Here is a 17,433-nt window from a genome sequence, read left to right as displayed (position 1 = left end):
CTCCGGGTTTCAAGTCAACTGTATTGAGTCCCGTACGCTATAACGATACGAGTGACTTGTAAAAGGCGAAGTCGCCGCGGCGGCCCGGTCGGGCAGGGGTGAATCACGGGCGAGCCGGGCCGATTCGGGAGACTCGGGCGCGGCGCGGCACGCCGGCTGCCGCCCGGGTATTCCCGCCAATGCGTTGCCGCGTGGTCGTTGCCGAACCCCTGCGCACAGCGGACAGAGAACAGGGAACAGAGAAAGGGGCCTGTGTGCCCAAGAAGGTGGATCACGAAGCCAGGCGGCAGGAGATCTCCGAGGCGCTCTGGCGCATCGCGAGCACCCGGGGCCTGGACGGGGCGAGTCTGCGCGACGTCGCCGCCGAGGCCGGCATCTCCCTCGGCCGGCTGCAGCACTACTTCGGCAGCAAGGACGAGATGCTCCGCTTCGCCCTGCGCCACATCAACCAGCTGGCCGAGCGGCGCATCCGCGAGCGCATCGAGAAGCTGCCCGAGGAGCCGTCGCCCCGTACGGTGCTGCGCGCCTGCCTGGCGGGCATGCTGCCGCTGGACGAGAAGAGCCGGATCGGCGCGCTGGTCGGCGCCGCCTACTTCGCCCGCGCCGTTCACGACGAGTCCCTCCGGGCCGAGGCCAGGGAGGGGACCCCCGAGCTGCGCGCCTTCTTCGCCGACCAGCTGCGCCGGGCCGCGGACCGCGGTGAACTCCCGCCGGAGCGGGCCACCGAGGACGAGGCGATGCTGCTGATCAGCGTGACCGACGGCCTCGCCACATACGTCCTGCTGGACGTGCACGGCCCCGAGCAGGCGCTGCGGCTGCTGGACCGGCATCTGGAAAACCTCTTCGGGGGCGCCCAGGCCGGCCACGCCTAGGTCGGACACACCCTGGCCGGAGCGAGCGGAAGCCGCGGCTGATTTCGCCGCCCTTCCCTTGCCCCTTGTGCGTCTCCCGTCGCCTTCCGTGCGTCTCGCGCGACAAACGATCTCTGGGCGGTGCCCCCGACGGAATATGGCTGAAGATCGACCCCGGTTCCGTCGGTGCTCCGTTGCGCCGCATGCCTCCGTGACCTCCGTCACGAAACTTTGAGCCAACGTTGCGTCCTCCTTACTCTTGCCGTTCAAGCCATGCCCCCACCGCGCCGCGACCGACCACCGGGCAGTCGCGGAGCCGCCGCCGGGGTGCGCACTACGTCAGGGGCCGTACCTCCATGTCAGATGACTTCGCGATGTCCGAGGAGTCGGCGGTGGACGCCTACACCGCGCTCCACGCGCGGGAGTACCCGCACCTGATCGGCTATGCCCGGCTCCGGACCGCCGACCCCGCCCTCGCCGCCGACCTTGTCGCCGAGGCGCACTTCCACGTCCGGCAGCGGATCCACGGCGGCGCCCGGATCGACGACATCCGCGCCTATCTGCGGACCACCATTCGCGACCTCGCGACGACGGCGGAGGCGGACCCCGCACGCCTGATCCCGCGCGACCCGCAGGACGACCGGCCGCGCGCCGGCACCCCTGCCTCCACGGACGGCGCCGAGGCGCCGGAGCCCGGCGGCTACGTCGATCTGCTCGCCCGCATCCTGGACCAGCTGCCGCAGCGCTGGGTGCAGGCCCTGTGGCTCGCCGAGGCCGAGAAGCAGACGCCGGCCGCGATCGCCAAGACGGTGGGTGGCAAGGAAGACACCGCGACCGTGCTCCTCAACCGGGCCCGGGGCGGTCTGCGGCAGGCGTTCCTGAGCGAGATACCCGGCGCGCCCGACGATCCGCTGTGCTTCGCCTACCGGGAGCGGATGCCCGCCGTCATCCGGGGCGAGGCCACCGGCGACCAGGTGCGCGAGGTCGAAGGCCATCTGCCGCACTGCCCGGACTGCCAGGACCGGATGGCCCTGCTGACCCGCTCCGACGACCGGCTGTCCGCGCTGATCGGCCCCGCGCTGCTGACGTTCCTGGCGGGCGGCTCCGCGACGTTCCTGCGGCCCCTGGTCGGCGTCGGCGCCGCAGACGCCGCGGCCAAGACCGGCGCACCCGAGCCGACGCCCTCGCCGATGCGGCGTCTCCTGCGCGGCCGGGTCGGCATGACCGGGCCGGTGGCCGCGACGGCAGCGGGTGTGGCCGCGGCCGCGGTCGCCGGGGCGGCGGTCGCCGCCGGGTTCGTACTGGCCGGTGACGACTCCGCGGCCGCCCCGCACCAGGTCGAGGCGGCCTCGCGGACCACGGGCGGTACGTCGGAGCAGAGCCTGCCGCAGGGCGGTGCGCCGACCGAGGAGGCACCGTCCGGGACCGGCGGCGCGAGCAGCACGAGCCCCGCCGCCGGATCGACCGCGCCGTCGAACGGCGGGATCCCGGCTCCGGGGACGCCCGGCGGGTCCACGCCGGGTCAGCCGTTGCCGCCGCGCACCGCCGCTTCGATATCCGCGCCGCCCTCGTCCTCGCTGCCGGGCACGGGGCCCGCGTCCGGGACCCCGGCGCCGAGCACGACCGCGCCGCCGACCACCGGCTCCCCGACTCCCGGCTCGCCCACCCCGCCGCCGGCCACGGGGTCCCCGACGCAGCCCTCCGGCCCGCCGCCCTCCAGCCCGGCCCCGTCGAGTCCTGCGCCTTCGAGCCCGGCCCCCTCCAGCCCCGCGCCTTCCAGCCCCAGCACCGGGCCCACCTCGCCGACGGCCGGGCCGAGCAGCGGATCGCCTTCCACGACCGCGCCCGGCACGACCCCGCCCCCCTCGGACAGCTCCGCCCCCTCCTCCGAGCCGGGCACCAGCTCCGCCTCCGCGCAGCCGACGGAACCCACGCCCACCCCGACGGAGCGCGAACACCGGGACCGGTGACGGCCCGCCGCACCCTGGACGGGGCCCTCGGGCTGGGCTAGCTTCCAGCGCAACGAGGGCCCGGAGGTTCCTGAGGCCCGTGGGGATCACGATCGGGGTGGGGCGCGGATGCGGCGTTCGGAACACAGGTCGTACGGCGGACACGGCACAGCGCGCGCAGGCAGGGGCACGGGCACGGAGCCGGGGCCCCGCAGTGGGCGATCGGTGCGCCGGATCGCGTCGGCGGTGGCCGGCGCGGCGCTGCTCGGCACGATCGCCGCAGCCGCAGGACCGGTGGCCGCGGCACAGCCGGCCGACGTCGGCCGGCCGCCGTCGGCATCCTCCGCCGGGGAGCAGTCAGCTGCGCGCATGGACCTGCCGGCGTCGGCCACCACGTCCCGGCCCGATGCCCTGCACGTCGGCTGGCGGCTCAAGGACAGTGGCAGCAACGCCCGTTTCCGCGGCCTCGCGGCCGTCAGCAGGTCGACGGCGTGGGTGGCCGGCACCAACGGCACCGTGCTCCGGACGCACGACGGCGGGCGGCGGTGGAGCGATGTCTCACCGCCGGGCGCGGGTGCGCTGGAGTTCCGCGATGTCGAGGCGTTCGATGCGCGCCGTGCGGTGGTTCTCGCGATCGGCGAGGGGGATGCCTCACGGGTCCTGCGCACCGACGACGGAGGGGCCACTTGGAGTGAGAGCTTCCGCAACACCGACCCGCGGGCCTTCTACGACTGCCTGACCTTCTTCGACCGGCGGCACGGCATCGCACTCAGCGATCCGGTCGACGGCAGGTACCGCATCCTGTCGACCGGCGACGGCGGCCGCAGCTGGCGTGTGCTGCCGTCGGACGGGATGCCGCAGGCCCAGCCGGGCGAGGCCGCGTTCGCCGCCAGTGGCCAGTGCCTGGTCTCCTCCGGCAGCCACGACGCCTGGATCGCGACCGGGGGCGCGGCCACCGCCCGTGTGCTGCACACCGCCGAACGCGGGCGTACCTGGACGGTCACCGATGCCCCCGTCCCGGCCGGTGACCCGGCCCGTGGGGTCTTCGCGCTCGCCTTCCGTGACCGCGCGCACGGCCTCGCGGTCGGTGGCGATTACCGCCCGGGCATGCCGTCGCCCCGGGCCGCCGCGGTCAGTACCGACGGCGGTGCCACCTGGAAGGGCGCGGCCGAACCGCCGAGCGCATACCGCTCCGGAGTGTCCTGGCTCCCGCATTCGCGGCACATCGCCGTCACCGTGGGACCGACCGGCAGCGACGTGACGTTCGATGCCGGCCGCACCTGGCAAGCTTTCGACAACGGCTCGTACGACACCGTCGACTGCGCCCCGGACCTCGGCTGCTGGGCCGCAGGGGAAAACGGACGCATCGCGCGTCTCGCGCACTGAGGACGTCGGGACGGCGTCGAGGCCGGCGTAGGGAAAACACCGGCAGGTCATCAACGGGATCCGGCGACGGACCGGTATCCCGAGGCGGGTGGCCTGCCGCGAGGTCCGGCAGCCGGTAGACCTCTTACGGCCGTCCCGTGTGCCGTCCGCCGGCCGGCGGACGGCACACGGGAGAGCTCTGTTGAGCTGTCCAGGCCGACGCCGACCGGTAAGGCCGGCCCGGCGGGCTCGGCGACGGGAAGCATGTTCGCCGCCGTCGAGGAAAGCAGCCTGCCGGGCCGTGCAACCTCGCAGGAAACGGCTCAGACGACTATGACCCGGCGCCCGCGCGTATGGCCGGCCTGGCTGTCGATGTGCGCCGCCGCGGCCTCGGCGAGGGTGTACGACTTCTCGACCGGGATGTGCAGCTTCCCCCGCGAGATGAGGACGGCGGCCTCGGCGAGCGCTTCCGGCACGCTCCCGGCCACGCCGGAGAACCGGACACCGAGTTCCGGCGCGGCGAGATCGGCGATGGAGAGCACCTTCTGCGGATCCCCGGTCAGCTCGACGAGTTCGCCGATCACGCCCGAGCCCGCCAGATCGAGAGCCGCGTCGACACGGCCGAGCTGCCGCACCCGCTCGACCCAGCCTTCGCCGTACGTCGTGGCGAGGGCACCCAGACCGCGCAGATAGTCCTGGTTCGCGGCGCCGGCCGTACCGATCACCGTGATGCCGCGGTCGCGGGCGATCTGCAACACCGCCGATCCGACTCCTCCGGAAGCCCCGCTGACCAGCAGCGTCTGCCCGGACTGCACACCGACCTCACGGATGACGCGCAGCGCGGTCTCCACCACGGAGGGGTACCCGGCCGCCTCTTCGAAGGTCAGCCCCTCGGGCATACGGGCCCAGGCCGACAGCACGGCGAACTCGGCATACGTGCTCGACCCTTCGCCGAACACGTGGTCGCCGGCCTCGACCCCGCTGACACCGTCGCCGACCTCGTCCACCACCCCGGCGGCGTCCAGCCCGACCCCGGCGGGCAACGCGATCGGATGGGCCCCCAGGACCTGGCCCTCACGGACCCTCCAGTCGACGGGGTTCACGCCCGCCGCCCGCACGGCGACGCGCACCTGACCGGGGCCCGCGTGGGGCTCCTCGGCGTCTTTGAGTTGCAGCACGTCCGGACCGCCGAACTCGGCGAAGCTCACTTTTCTCATGCGGCCGAACGTAACACTAACGGTTAGTGTTTTGGAACGGTTAGGAATTTGTATCTGATAGCGTCAGCGCGTGAACATGCCGTCCGGACGCCGTGAGCGCAAGAAGGCCGCGACCCGCCAGAAGATCGCCGACGCCGCCCTGCGGCTCTTCCTGGAACGCGGATACGACGCGGTGGGCATCCGTGACGTGGCCGCCGAGGCCGACGTGGCCGTCACCACGCTCTTCTCCCACTTCGCCTCGAAAGAGGCCCTGGTGTTCGAGCAGGACGAAGACTTCGAGCAGCGCCTTGCGCAGGCGGTCACCCGCCGGGCGCCGCACGAGCCGCTCATCCCTGCGCTGCGCCGCGAGATCCAGGCCCTGGTGCGGCATTGCACGGCGGACGGCGCAGCCCCGATCTGGCGCATGATCGACGCCTCACCCGCCCTGCGGGAGTACGAGGAGTCGATGCGGCTGCGTCATGCGGAGTCGCTGGCAGCGGCCATCGCCGCCGACCCCGACCTGTCGTCGAGCACCACGGCCGCCCGGGCGATCGCGAGGTTCGTGATCGACGCCTATTCGCTGGCCCGTGAGGCGGCCGATCCGGAGGCCGCGGTGGACGAGATCTTCCGGATGATCGAGGCGGCCTGGGAGGCCACCCGCCCTTGAGGACTGCCCGGCGCGTCACGGGCGAAGGCCGGAGGCGAATGGCGGCAACGGCCGTCCCGGGCTACGCGGCCCGGCGCCGCGTCCGGCGTTCTTCGGCAAGTGCCGCTCCGGCCGCGTCCACTCACGACCCGTCAGACCACCCCGCCTGATACCGACCGGAGCGTTGTGCATGACGGCCTGGTCACACGACCCGTCAGGCAGTGCCTACGCTGCCCGCATGTGGAGAGAGATCGCCCGCCAGGCGTTTCCCGCGGTCGAGTTGAGCGAGCCCGCCGATCCGGAGAGGGTGGCCACCGCCGAGCGGCGCCTGGGATGTGCGCTACCGCGCGAACTCGTCGGCCTGCTGCGGGAGACGGGCGGCATCGTGGCCCACGACGGAGTGGATACGGTCTGGCCTCTGAGCCGGATCGTCGAGGAGAACCTTCACTTCCGGTCCGATCGCACCTTCGCCGAACCTATATGCCGTTCGACCCGCTGCTCTTCTTCGGCGACAACGGCGGCGGCGACCTGTTCGCCTTCGTCCGGACTCCTCCGTGCCCCGACGTCTTCGTGTGGGGCCCTGCGGTACCGGGTCCGGCAGCCGATCACGTGCGGGACCGGGTTCCGGTAGCCGTCCCCGTGCCCGCTCGCCGCTTCGTCCGGTCGTCCCTCAGTCCATCAAGCTGCCGAGCCGGCCCTCCAGGACGACCAGCAACTCGCCCAACGCGTCGGAGAGTTCCTCCTGCCGCTCGTCGCCGATGCCGTCGAGCAGGGCCGCCTCGTAGCGCAGCTGCTCCGGCAGGAGCCGGTCGATGGTGTCGCGGCCCTCGTCGGTGAGGGAGAGGTGGGTGACGCGGCGGTCCCGTTCGTCGGGCCGGCGGGAGACCAGCCCACGGTCCTCCAGTTGCCGCACGCGTTTGGTCACCGCGGCCCCGGAAGCGAAGGTCTCGCGGGCGATCCGCCCGGGGGTCAGCTCGCGGTCCATCCGGCGCAGCGTGCCGAGGATGTCGAACTCGGGGCGGGTGAGCCCGGCCCGCCGCAGGGGCGCGTCGGCCGCCTGCTGCAACAGTGCGGAGCAGCGGTTGAGCCGCCCGATCACCGCCATCGGGCCGGTGTCCAGCCCTGGGTGCACCTGCTGCCACTGGCGCAGCACCCCCGCGACGATGTCCTCGGTCACCCGCACTCCTCTCGGCCACACTGCCGTACAAGCCCTAATTGTGCCTGCCGCCGGGGCCCGCGGACGCACCGGTCAGGCGGCGGCCACGGGCGTCGAGAGCCTGCGGACGAGCACCGCCAGTACGCGGTGGCCCTGCTGCTCGGCGAGAGCGATCCGCTCCTGCGGCAGGGGCCGCTGCCACCACTCGCCTGCCGCGACATCGACGGCCTCACGCAGCTCGATCAGACACCCGGCGAGCCGGTCGCGGGTCCAGCCGGCCTCGGGAGTGTCGTCCCGCCCCGCCGGCTCGCGCGCCGCGAGCCGGCGATGGGCCGCGGCCTCGGCGGCCGCCAGCCGCTCCAGGGCGATGTCGATGCGGTCGGCGGCCCGCCGGTTGGTGACCAGCACGCAGCAGGCCAGGCCCACCGCCGCACCCACCACGGTGTCGATCCAGCGGTCGGTGACGAGGGTTCTCGCCGGCAGATGGCCGCCGAACCCGGTCAGCAGCAGCGCCACGGGCGTCACGCATACGGAGCCGAGCCAGTAGTTCCGGGTGATCCATGCCTCGGCGCCGAGCTGGAACGCCAACGCGAGCGCGATCATCGCCAGGTGTCCCGTGTGGATCAGCGGCAGCAGCGCGGTGAAGAGCAGCAGGCCCAGCAGATTGCCCAGGGTGCGCTGGAGCGCGCGCTGCCAGGAGAGCGTGGTGTTGGCCTGGTAGATGGAGGCCGCGGTCACCACGGCCCAGTACGGGTGCCCGACGCCGATGGCCATCGAGGCCCATCCCGCGAGCACGCAACCGGCGGCGACCCGCGCGCCTATGGGCAGCAGCGGCGACCCGGGCGCGAGACGCGCCGCCACCGCCCGCAGTCCGCGCGGGAGGCCGGGCGCCGGGTGCCGCAGCACGAGCGGGCCGGAGCCGTCGTCGTCCGGAGCGTGGCTCTTCGTCACGGTCCCGCGTGCCCCCGCGGCCGTCGTCCGCGCCGCCGCTGTCGTCTCCGCCGTGATGCCGGCGAGTTCCTCGGCCTGGGCAGGGGAGAGCGGCACTTCGGGGAGGGGCCGCCCACCTCGCAGCTCACGCGCCCAGCCGCTGAGCCGGTCAGCCTCCGCGGCCCGTCCTGTGGGTTGCGCGCCTACGGGATCGCGGTCTCCGAGCGCCGACTCGGCGCGTACCAGCAGCCGCTCGAGGCGGGCGCGGGCCGCTGCCCTGCCCGGTGCGCGGACGGGGACGAGGAAGACGGCGTGCCACGCGGCGTTCACGGCGGCCGCGGTGGCGTGCCGGGCTTGCGCCGTCCCTGCCGGTTCCGCGCCGCCGGTCTCCGGGGCAGAGCGCAACAGTCCGGCCGCGGCCTCCAGGGCACGAGCGGCGGCGATCCGTTCCGGCCCCTGGGGCCGTACCAGCGCGGGCGCCATGCACACCAGCCACGCGATGGCGCCGGTGCCGAGCGCCAAGGCCACGTGCAGCGGAACCTGCCCCGGCCGCTGCGGCACGAAGAACGCCGAGGCGGCGATGAACGTCAGGATCAGGTTCCCCGGCGGGCCGATGCGCGTCGCGTCGCACACCATCTTGTGGACCGCGGCGACCAGCGAGGCCAGCACCACGAGCAGAGCGGTCGAGGTGGTCAGCGATGCGGCGGTCAGCGCGACGGCGAGGCTCGCGACCATGCCGAGCACCACCCACGGCAGTGTGCGGGCGCGGGCCGCGTACGGCAGACCGTGTGCGTACAGCGCGCACATCGCCCCGGCGGAGGTGTAGAGGATCAGGTCAAGCCGTCCGAGGGCGAGCAGCGTGAGATCGGGGATGGCGAGCGCCACGACCGCGCTGAGCGCCGGCTTGTGCCAGATGTCGACGGGGCGGCGCAACCGCACGGTGCTCCTGACCGGCAGCGCGCGCGGTGGGCGGGCGCGCATCGCGCTCTTGCGCGCGGTGGTCGCGGACCGCTCCGGCGGCTTGGCATGCTTCCCCATGGCTTGAAGATTAGCAGGTGTTTTACTCGTGAACGATGTCCCCCGGCGGGGAAGCGGGAGGGCAGGGGATGGCTCACCTCGTCCCACCCGCCCCACCCGCCCCGCTCACCCCGCTCACCCCGCTCACTCCGCCCCGGTGAGTACCCGGGCCCGGCATTGCGACGGCGTCCCCCAGGCGCTCCGCAGTGCGCGCGCCTTGCGGATCCACAGCGACAGGTCCAGCTCCTCGGTGTAGCCGATGGCGCCGTGGAGCTGGAGCGCGGTCCGCGCCGCCCCGTATGCCGCTTCGCCCGCGGCCACCTTCGCCGCGGCCACGTCCCGGGAGGCATCCTCGGACGCCGAGCCGCGCCCGTCTCCCTCCTCTCCCCGCCCCGCTGTCCCCACCGCCGCCGCGAACACCAGCGGCTGCGCGAATTCCAAGGCCAGCAGCGCGTCGGCCAGCCGGTGCTTCACCGCCTGGAACGTGCCGACGGCTACGCCGAACTGCCGCCGCTGCTGTACATACGTCACGGTGTCCGCCAGCAGTCGGCGTCCGACGCCGAGCGCCTGTGCGGCCGTGAGCAGCGACGCGACATCACCGGCGTACGCGGCGGCCGCCCGGACCGCCGGCCCGCTCGCCACCGTCTCGCCGTCCGGGGCGGGGCGGGCCAGTCGCCGCGCCGGATCGATCGAGGGCTGGACGGGCCCGCCCGCGGCCGTACGCAGCAGCTGATCCCCGTCGACGGCGAACGTCGCGTCGGCGGTGGCGGCGTCCAGCGCGTACGGCCCGTACGCCGCGTCCGCGTACGACACGACCAGCCCGCCTGCCGCGATCCCCGGCAGCCACCGCCCGCGGAGCGCGGGGTCGCCCAGCCGTTGCAGCAGGACCGCGGCGGCGACCGTCTCCACCATCGGGCCAGGGGCCGCGTGACGCCCCAACTCCACGAAAGCGGTGACCAGTTCGACGGGCAGGAAGTCCATCCCGTCGTACTCCTGCGGTACCGCCAGCGCGAACAGGCCCGCATCCGCCAGCTGTTGCCATATCTTCCGGCCCGGCGCGGTGTCCTCCGCCGCCCACGCCCGCACCGCGGAAGCGCTGCCCGCCGCGCCCAGCATCCGGTCGAGGGTCCGGCCGAACTCGATCTGCTCGTCGTCAAGAAGAAAAGCCACCGGGTCGAGTCCTCTCGTCGTGGCCGGGCGGAGCGGCCGTCACCGCCTGCCCCTGGGCAGTCCGAGCAGTCGCTCGGCGATGATGTCGCGCTGGATCTCGTTGGTGCCCGCGTAGATCGGGCCGGCCAGCGCGAAGGTCCAGCCCTCGGCCCAACTGCCGTGCTCCGGCGCTTCTTCGGCATGGTCGGCGAGCTCGCCCTCGGCGCCGAGGAGGTCGAGCGCGGTCTCGTGCAGAGCGATGTCCAGCTCCGACCAGTAGATCTTGTTGAGACTGGACTCGGCCCCCAACTGCCCGCCCGCCGCGAGCCGTGCCGCATTGGCGCGGGTGAAGAGGTGGTAGGCGCGGGCGCCGATGACGGCGTCGGCGACGCGATCGCGCAGCGCCGTATCGGCCGGATCGGCGCACTGCCGCCACAGCGCGGCCAGCCGGTCGGCGGCCGCCGTGAAACGGCCGGGGCTGCGCAGCGTGAGACCGCGTTCGTTGCCCGCCGTGCTCATCGCGACCTGCCACCCCCGGCTCGGCTCGCCGATGACGTCCGCGTCGGCGACGAAGACGTCGTCGAGGAAGAGTTCGGCGAAAGCCGGCTTGCCGTCCAGCCGGCCGATGGGCCGCACCGCCACGCCCGGTGCGGCGAGGTCGAACATGAGATAGGTCAGCCCGCGGTGCGGGCGCTCGGCGTCCGGATGGCTGCGGAACAGGCCGAACGCGCGATCGGCGAAAGCGGCCCGCGAGGACCAGGTCTTCTGCCCGTTGAGCAGCCAGCCGCCGTCGACCCGCACGGCCGTCGAGCGCAGCGACGCGAGGTCGGATCCCGCCTCCGGCTCGGACCATGCCTGCGCCCAGATGACCTCGCCACGCGCCATCGGCGGCAGCAGGCGGGCGAGTTGGGCGGGGGAGCCGTGCTCGAAGAGCGTCGGGGCGAGGAGGCTGATGCCGTTCTGGGACACCCGGCCCGGCGCGCCCGCGGCGTAGTACTCCTCCTCGAAGATCAGCCGGCGCTGCACGGAAGCCCCCCGGCCGCCGAACTCCTCGGGCCAGGAAACCGCCGACCAGCGGTCCGCGGCGAGCGTGCGCTCCCACTCCCGGTGGGCGGCGAACCCGTCCGCGGTCTCCAGGGAGGGGAGGGGGACGGCCGGTACGTGCGCGGAGAGCCAGGCGCGGGCCGTCCGCCTGAACTCCTCGTCCTCCGGCGTGTGCGCGAGATCCATCGGGGAGCGGCCTCTCTCGTGACGCGGCCCCGGAGATCTCCGGGCCTGGGACTCCGTGGTGCCGTCCGACTGTTCCCTAACAAGTGTTTGGTAGGTTAACGTACGGCCATGACGCCCGAGAAGCCTTCGTACGTCCCCGGACACGGGCTGCTGGCCGGCCGGAGCGCCGTCGTCACGGCCGCGGCGGGCGCCGGCATCGGTGGCGCCACCGCCCGCAAACTCCTGGAGGAAGGCGCGGACGTCGTCCTCTCCGACGCCCATTCCCGCAGGCTCACGCAGTCCGCGGAGCTGCTCGCCGACGAGTTCGGGGCCCGGCGGGTCGCCGCCCTGCCCTGCGACGTCACCGACGAAGAGCAGGTCGGAGCGCTCTTCGACTTCGTGGAACAGCGCCACGGGCGGCTCGACATCGTCGTCAACAACGCCGGCCTCGGCGGCACCGCCGACCTCGTCGACATGACCGACGACCAATGGGACAAGGTCCTCGACGTCACCCTGGGCGGCACCTTCCGCTGCACCCGCGCCGCACTGCGCCGGATGCGCGCCACCCCGGGGCAGACCCGCACCGGCACCGCGCCCGGGGTCGGCACCGTGCCCGGGACCGGCGCGGCTCCCGGGGTCAGCAGCTCCGCGGGCGGCGTCATCGTCAACAACGCCTCCGTCGTCGGCTGGCGCGCACAGCGCGGACAGGCCCACTACGCCGCCGCCAAAGCCGGCGTCATGGCGCTGACCCGCTGCGCCGCGGTCGAGGCCGCCGCCTACGGAATCCGGGTCAACGCCGTCTCCCCGAGCCTCGCCATGCACCCCCACCTCGCCAAGGTCACCACCGACGAGCTGCTGACCGAGCTCACCTCCCGAGAGGCGTTCGGGCGCTTCGCCGAGCCCTGGGAAGTCGCCAACGTCATCGTCTTCCTCGCCAGCGACTACTCCTCCTACATGACCGGCGAGGTCGTCCCGGTCAGCAGCCAGCACGCCTGAGACCGGCCCGATGCGGAGCGACAATGGGCAGGTGCCAACCGCCAAGAAGAAGACGACCGCCGTGAGCGCGTCCCCGGAGCGCCGCCGCGAACTGCTCGACACCGCGGCGGAGGTCTTCGCCGCCCAGGGCTACAACGCCACGACCGTCCGCCGTATCGCGGACGAGGCCGGCATGCTCGCCGGCAGCCTCTACTACCACTTCGATTCCAAGGAATCGATGGTGGACGAGATCCTCTCCACCTTCCTGACCGAACTGTGGGACGGCTACGACGCCGTACTCGCCGCCGGCCTCGACCCCCGCGAGACCATCGAAGCCCTCGTCACCGAATCCTTCCGGGAGATCGACCGGCACCGCGCGGCCGTCGCCATCTACCAGAAGGAGTCCCCGCACCTCGCCGCCCAGCCCCGCTTCGGCTACCTCACCGACTCCCAGCGGAAGTTCGAAAGAGCCTGGCTGGGCACCCTGGAGCGAGGCGTCAGCGACGGCGTCTTCCGCGCCGACCTCGACATCCGGCTCACCTACCGCTTCGTCCGCGACACCGTCTGGGTGGCGGCGAGCTGGTACCGGCCGGGAGGCCACCACAGCCCCGAGGAGATCGCCCGCCAGTACCTCTCGATGGTCCTGGACGGCATCGCCCTGCGGAACGAGACCGCCCTACGGGAATGAGCGCCCCGCGGATGCCAGAGCGCTCCAGCCCCGGGAACCACCCACCCACGACCCGAAGGAGCCCGTCATGGCCGCGCCCTACGAGCGACGTGAGGCCTACATCGTCGACGCGCTGCGCACCCCGGTCGGCAAACGCAACGGCGGACTGGCCTCCGTGCACCCCGCCGACCTCGGCGCGCACGTCCTCAAGGCACTGATGGACCGGACGGACGTGGACCCGGCCGCCGTCGAGGATGTCGTCTTCGGCTGCCTGGACACCGTCGGGCCGCAGGCCGGGGACATCGCCCGCACCGCCTGGCTCGCGGCCGGGCTGCCAGAAGAGGTGCCCGGCGTCACCATCGACCGGCAGTGCGGCTCCTCCCAGCAAGCCGTGCACTTCGCGGCGCAGGGCGTGCTCTCCGGCACCCAGGATCTGGTCGTCGCCGGCGGCACCCAGAACATGTCGATGATCCCGATCGCCTTCGCCGGCCGGCAGGCCGCCGAACCACTCGGCCTGACCGAGGGCCCGTTCGCCGGCAGCGAGGGATGGCGCGCACGCTACGGCGACCGCCCGGTGAACCAGTTCCACGGCGCCGAACTCATCGCCGAGAAGTGGGGCATCTCGCGCCGCGACATGGAGGAGTACGCGCTGCGCTCCCACCGGCGGGCGATCCGCGCCCTCGACGAGGGCCGCTTCACCCGCGAGACCGTCCCCTACGGAAACATCGCCCTGGACGAGGGACCGCGCCGCGACACCTCCCTGGAGAAGATGGCCGCCCTCAAGCCCCTCGTCGAGGGCGGCCGGCTGACCGCCGGCGTCTCCTCGCAGGTCTCCGACGGCGCCGCCGCGATGCTGCTGGCCGGTGAACGCGCGGTCCGCGAACACGGCCTCACCCCGCGCGCCCGCATCCACCATCTGTCCGTCCGCGGCGAGGACCCCATCAGGATGCTCTCCGCCCCCATCCCCGCCACCGCGCACGCGCTGAAGAAGACCGGCCTCACCCTCGACGCGATCGACCTGATCGAGATCAACGAAGCGTTCGCCTCGGTGGTCCTGGCCTGGATCAAGGAGACCGGCGCGGACCCGGACAAGGTCAACGTCAACGGCGGTGCCATCGCCCTCGGCCACCCCCTGGGCGCGACGGGCGTCAAACTGATGACCACGCTCCTGCACGAGCTGGAACGCACCAACGGCCGCTACGGCCTGCAGACCATGTGCGAGGGCGGCGGCCAGGCCAACGTCACGATCATCGAACGCCTCTGAGCCGGCGATTTCCGGGAGGGCCGGAAGGGCCACTCTCCGGGACGGCCGTGCCGCCCGGCGCAGAGGCGGGCGGCACGGCCGGTCGGTCACACAGGGCCGCCGCGACGGGCGGCGGCCGGTGCGGAGGCGTTCAGCAGTGGGTGTTCTTGACGTACAGGGCACGCGGACCCGACGTCTTGCCGTACCGAACGTCCTTGGTCGCGCTCTTCGCCAGACGGCCGCGCGGGTCGCGCTGATGCGGGATGACGATGGTGAAGCAGGACGTGCGCTGGGCGCACAGATTGGTCAGCCGCACATAACGGTGATTGCCCTTGTCGAAGTACTTGCGCACCTTGACGCACTGCGGCGACCGGCCGGCCGCCGCCGCTTCCGAGCCTGTGGCCAGCGTCAATGAGGCGCCGAACGCCACCGCTGCCATCACTATGGCCATGATCTTCCGCACGTGATCTCTCCCCCGGTGGTAACTCCCCCTGCGAAGGCCGTCCGGCATTCGCACGTTCATGCCCCATTCTCCATACCGGCCCCGGGAAATTCAGCCCCGGGGCACCCCGCAGCCGCGCCACGGAGCTCGTTCAAGATCGAGACCGCGACCGATTTCCCCGGAAGCCGCAGGTGGGCGCGGGCAGCACCGGGTGGACGCGGAGGGACGCCCGGCGGCGAATGCGGGGCTTGAACCTGCCGTGACGGGAGGTTCTAGCGTTGCCGGCATGACCGGGAAACACGACGCCGGCCGCCGCTGGAGCATCGGCGAGGTGGCACAGGCGAGCGGGATGACCGTGCGCGCGCTGCACCACTACGACGAGATCGGACTGCTGCGCGCGAGCGAACGCACCGCCTCGGGGCACCGCCGCTACACCGAACGCGATGTGCGGCGGCTGTACCGGGTGCGGGCCCTGCGCTCGCTCGGGCTGTCGCTGGAGGAGATCGCGAACGTCCTGACGGATTCCGCCGACGACCTGGGGGCCATGCGCGACCTGCTCAACGCCCAGCTCCGCGGTCTGGAGGCCCACGCCGGTCGCATCCAGCAGCTCACCCACCGGATCCGCGGGCTGGTGGGACAGCTGGACAAGACGTCGATGCCCGATCCTGACCAGTTCATGACGACCTTGGAGATGATGTCGGTGTTCGAGACCTCCTTCACGCCGGAGCAGAGGGAGCAGCTCGCCGAGCGCAGAGCGGAACTCGGCCCGCAGGCCATCGAGGCGGCCAAGACCGAATGGGCCGGACTCGTCGTGCAGCTTCTGCGGCACGTACAGGACGGCACTCCCGTCGATGACCCGCGGGTGCAGGACCTCACCGGCCGGTGGGACGCGCTGGCGGACCGCTTTCACGCCGAAGGCGCCGACGGCGAGCGGACCAAGGCCGCGGCGCAGCGGATGTGGGACGAGAACAGCGAAAAGATCGGCAACTCCCTGCCGTGGCCCGTCGACCGGATGCGCGACCTGGTCCACTACCTGGAGCGAGCCCGGGAGGCCCGGTAGCCGTCGGGGGCCGGGGGCCCGGGAGCGCGGGGCCCGGTAGCCATTGCGTGCCCGGGGCCCGGTAGCCCGCGCAGTTCCCCGCAGGGAGAGCCGGTGAGGGGCGGGCCGTGGTGCCACAACGCGACCATGGGGGCCGTCCCGCGGCGACCAGGGTGCCGTCTCGCGGCGACGCCCCGCGGCGGTCCGCCGGAGCGTGGCAGTCCGTGCGGGTGGCCCGGCGTGGTCGCCGGAGCGCTCCAGGTCGACGTTCGTCCGGCAGCCGGGCCGGCTTCGCCGCGTGCTGGACGGGCCGTGTGCTGGGCGGGGGCGCGTGCTGGGCAGGGCCGCCAGCCCGCGCAACGACCTCACCCTCACCCACCACCCGGCGCGCCGACAGGTGGTCTCCCCGGTGCCCCCGCCCCGGGGAGACCGGCCAACGTCCCGTACGCCTCGGTCATGATCCGGTCCACCAGCTCGGCGCACGACGGCAGATCCTCGATCAGCCCGGCGATCTGCCCCGAGGCCATCACTCCGAGATCCGGCCTGCCCTCGACCATGGCGGCCCGCAGCAGCATCGGCGTATTGGCCGCCAGAAGGACCTGCCCCCACGTCAGATCCTTGCCCCGCTTCATGGCGAGCGCGTCGCGCAGCAGCTGCGACCAGCTCATTCCCGACTGCTCGCGGAAGGCCACGGCATGCCGGACGGCCCTCAGCAGACCAGCCGAACGACCGCTTTGCTCCAGCGAGTTGACGAGATCCGTGCGCAGCATCCGGTGCGGGAGACCGTCCACCTTCGTGGTGACGACGATGTCCTTGACCGACGCCGCCAGATAGCGCTCCTTGACCGCGTCGGGAACGGTGCTGTCCGAAGTGAGCAGAAACCGGGTGCCCATGGCGACCCCGGACGCACCGAAAGCAAGCGCGGCAATCAGCCCCCGGCCGTCACGAAAGCCACCCGCCGCGATCACGGGAATATCGACCGCGTCCACGACCTGCGGCAGCAGCACACTCGTGGCCACCTCACCGGTGTGCCCACCGCCCTCACCCCCCTGCACGAGGACGGCGTCGGCGCCCCACGCCGCCACCTTCTCGGCATGTCGACGCGCCCCGATCGACGGCATCACGACGACGCCCGCCTCCTTGAGCCGCGCGATCAGCTCGCGGGACGGAGCCAGCGCGAACGAAGCCACCCGCACCCCCTCCTCGATGATCACGCGCACCCGCTCCGCCGCGTCGCCCGCGTCCGCCCGCAGATTCACCCCGAACGGCGCCTCCGTACGGGACGCGACCTCGCGGACGGCCGCCCGCAGCTCCGGGACGGTCATCGTGGCGGACGCCAGGATCCCCAGCGCTCCGGCGTTCGCGGTGGCCGAGACCAACCGCGGCCCGGCCACCCAGCCCATTCCGGTCTGGACGAGCGGATGCCGCACACCGACAAGATCGGTGAACGCGGTCCGCAGGGACGGCGACGGCGCAGGGGCGGCCTGCCTTGTCCGCGGGGAGGGGGCAGCGGGTTCGCCACCGGCTGTGGAGACGCCGGCGGGTTCGGACGAGGTGGCTGATGAGCCCGAGGTGCGGGAGGAGCGGTTGCCATCCCCG

15 protein-coding genes are annotated in these 17,433 nt (G+C 73.0%); 8 read left to right on the top strand and 7 right to left on the bottom strand.

Going from position 1 to position 17,433, the window contains the following annotated elements:
- Positions 1–254 precede the first annotated feature (254 nt).
- The 3 genes from QOM21_RS07090 (at position 255) to QOM21_RS07080 (ending at position 4,186) form a co-directional block, all read left to right on the top strand.
- Positions 255–872, top strand: coding sequence for a TetR/AcrR family transcriptional regulator (locus tag QOM21_RS07090; protein WP_407548885.1), 618 nt, complete (start codon positions 255–257; stop codon positions 870–872).
- Between the two features lie 335 nt (positions 873–1,207).
- Positions 1,208–2,821, top strand: a complete 1,614-nt coding sequence (locus QOM21_RS07085) for a zf-HC2 domain-containing protein (RefSeq protein ID WP_407548884.1) — start codon at positions 1,208–1,210, stop codon at positions 2,819–2,821.
- A 348-nt stretch (positions 2,822–3,169) separates the two neighbouring features.
- A complete protein-coding gene (locus tag QOM21_RS07080; RefSeq protein WP_407555596.1) occupies positions 3,170–4,186 on the top strand; it encodes a WD40/YVTN/BNR-like repeat-containing protein in 1,017 nt (338 codons plus the stop codon).
- 302 nt (positions 4,187–4,488) lie between these two features.
- On the opposite strand, the gene QOM21_RS07075 is transcribed toward QOM21_RS07080, so the two are convergent.
- Positions 4,489–5,382: an NADP-dependent oxidoreductase gene (locus tag QOM21_RS07075; RefSeq protein ID WP_407548883.1), complete on the bottom strand. Its 894-nt coding sequence runs from the start codon at positions 5,380–5,382 to the stop codon at positions 4,489–4,491.
- 70 nt (positions 5,383–5,452) lie between these two features.
- Here QOM21_RS07075 and QOM21_RS07070 point away from each other — a divergent pair, with 70 nt between their 5' ends.
- Positions 5,453–6,028, top strand: coding sequence for a TetR/AcrR family transcriptional regulator (locus QOM21_RS07070; protein WP_407548882.1), 576 nt, complete (start codon positions 5,453–5,455; stop codon positions 6,026–6,028).
- 649 nt (positions 6,029–6,677) lie between these two features.
- Here QOM21_RS07070 and QOM21_RS07065 read toward each other — a convergent pair.
- The 4 genes from QOM21_RS07065 to QOM21_RS07050 form a co-directional block, all read right to left on the bottom strand.
- A complete protein-coding gene (locus QOM21_RS07065) occupies positions 6,678–7,184 on the bottom strand; it encodes a MarR family winged helix-turn-helix transcriptional regulator (protein WP_407548881.1) in 507 nt (168 codons plus the stop codon).
- A 72-nt stretch (positions 7,185–7,256) separates the two neighbouring features.
- Positions 7,257–9,074 carry an FUSC family protein gene (locus tag QOM21_RS07060; RefSeq protein ID WP_407555595.1) on the bottom strand — a complete coding sequence of 606 codons (1,818 nt, stop codon included), beginning with the start codon at positions 9,072–9,074 and terminating at the stop codon, positions 7,257–7,259.
- Positions 9,075–9,254: 180 nt separating this feature from the next.
- Positions 9,255–10,280, bottom strand: coding sequence for an acyl-CoA dehydrogenase family protein (locus QOM21_RS07055; RefSeq protein WP_407548880.1), 1,026 nt, complete (start codon positions 10,278–10,280; stop codon positions 9,255–9,257).
- Positions 10,281–10,319: 39 nt separating this feature from the next.
- Positions 10,320–11,489: an acyl-CoA dehydrogenase family protein gene (locus QOM21_RS07050; RefSeq protein ID WP_407548879.1), complete on the bottom strand. Its 1,170-nt coding sequence runs from the start codon at positions 11,487–11,489 to the stop codon at positions 10,320–10,322.
- 108 nt (positions 11,490–11,597) lie between these two features.
- Here QOM21_RS07050 and QOM21_RS07045 point away from each other — a divergent pair, with 108 nt between their 5' ends.
- From QOM21_RS07045 to QOM21_RS07035, 3 genes are all read left to right on the top strand, one after another.
- Positions 11,598–12,464 (top strand): SDR family oxidoreductase, encoded by an 867-nt coding sequence (locus QOM21_RS07045; RefSeq protein ID WP_407548878.1) that lies wholly within the window; start codon positions 11,598–11,600, stop codon positions 12,462–12,464.
- 10 nt (positions 12,465–12,474) lie between these two features.
- Positions 12,475–13,131, top strand: coding sequence for a TetR/AcrR family transcriptional regulator (locus tag QOM21_RS07040; RefSeq protein ID WP_407548877.1), 657 nt, complete (start codon positions 12,475–12,477; stop codon positions 13,129–13,131).
- Between the two features lie 67 nt (positions 13,132–13,198).
- Entirely contained in the window at positions 13,199–14,374 is a 1,176-nt protein-coding gene (locus tag QOM21_RS07035; protein ID WP_407548876.1) for an acetyl-CoA C-acetyltransferase, read from the top strand.
- 130 nt (positions 14,375–14,504) lie between these two features.
- Here QOM21_RS07035 and QOM21_RS07030 read toward each other — a convergent pair whose 3' ends face one another.
- On the bottom strand, positions 14,505–14,816 hold the full coding sequence (locus QOM21_RS07030) for a hypothetical protein (RefSeq protein WP_407548875.1): 312 nt from the start codon (positions 14,814–14,816) through the stop codon (positions 14,505–14,507).
- Positions 14,817–15,081: 265 nt separating this feature from the next.
- Here QOM21_RS07030 and QOM21_RS07025 point away from each other — a divergent pair, with 265 nt between their 5' ends.
- Complete coding sequence (locus tag QOM21_RS07025) at positions 15,082–15,855, top strand: MerR family transcriptional regulator (RefSeq protein WP_407548874.1); 774 nt, start codon at positions 15,082–15,084, stop codon at positions 15,853–15,855.
- A gap of 350 nt (positions 15,856–16,205) precedes the next feature.
- On the opposite strand, the gene QOM21_RS07020 is transcribed toward QOM21_RS07025, so the two are convergent.
- Positions 16,206–17,294, bottom strand: a complete 1,089-nt coding sequence (locus QOM21_RS07020) for an NAD(P)H-dependent flavin oxidoreductase (RefSeq protein ID WP_407555594.1) — start codon at positions 17,292–17,294, stop codon at positions 16,206–16,208.
- Positions 17,295–17,433: the final 139 nt, after the last annotated feature.

It is taken from the genome of Streptomyces sp. Pv4-95 (genome assembly GCF_045782725.1).
Lineage (GTDB): Bacteria > Actinomycetota > Actinomycetes > Streptomycetales > Streptomycetaceae > Streptomyces.
Note: the sequence above shows the minus strand (reverse complement) of the source record. Positions and strands in the feature narration are given on the sequence as shown.

Excerpts from the sequence above, each read along its gene's own strand:
- QOM21_RS07025 (WP_407548874.1), top strand. The coding sequence starts at position 15,082 with ATGACCGGGAAACACGACGCCGGCCGCCGCTGGAGCATCGGCGAGGTG.
- QOM21_RS07060 (WP_407555595.1), bottom strand. The coding sequence starts at position 9,074 with ATGCGCGCCCGCCCACCGCGCGCGCTGCCGGTCAGGAGCACCGTGCGG.
- QOM21_RS07045 (WP_407548878.1), top strand. The coding sequence starts at position 11,598 with ATGACGCCCGAGAAGCCTTCGTACGTCCCCGGACACGGGCTGCTGGCC.
- QOM21_RS07085 (WP_407548884.1), top strand. The coding sequence starts at position 1,208 with ATGTCAGATGACTTCGCGATGTCCGAGGAGTCGGCGGTGGACGCCTAC.
- QOM21_RS07080 (WP_407555596.1), top strand. The coding sequence starts at position 3,170 with ATGGACCTGCCGGCGTCGGCCACCACGTCCCGGCCCGATGCCCTGCAC.
- QOM21_RS07050 (WP_407548879.1), bottom strand. The coding sequence starts at position 11,489 with ATGGATCTCGCGCACACGCCGGAGGACGAGGAGTTCAGGCGGACGGCC.
- QOM21_RS07075 (WP_407548883.1), bottom strand. The coding sequence starts at position 5,382 with ATGAGAAAAGTGAGCTTCGCCGAGTTCGGCGGTCCGGACGTGCTGCAA.
- QOM21_RS07040 (WP_407548877.1), top strand. The coding sequence starts at position 12,475 with ATGCGGAGCGACAATGGGCAGGTGCCAACCGCCAAGAAGAAGACGACC.
- QOM21_RS07035 (WP_407548876.1), top strand. The coding sequence starts at position 13,199 with ATGGCCGCGCCCTACGAGCGACGTGAGGCCTACATCGTCGACGCGCTG.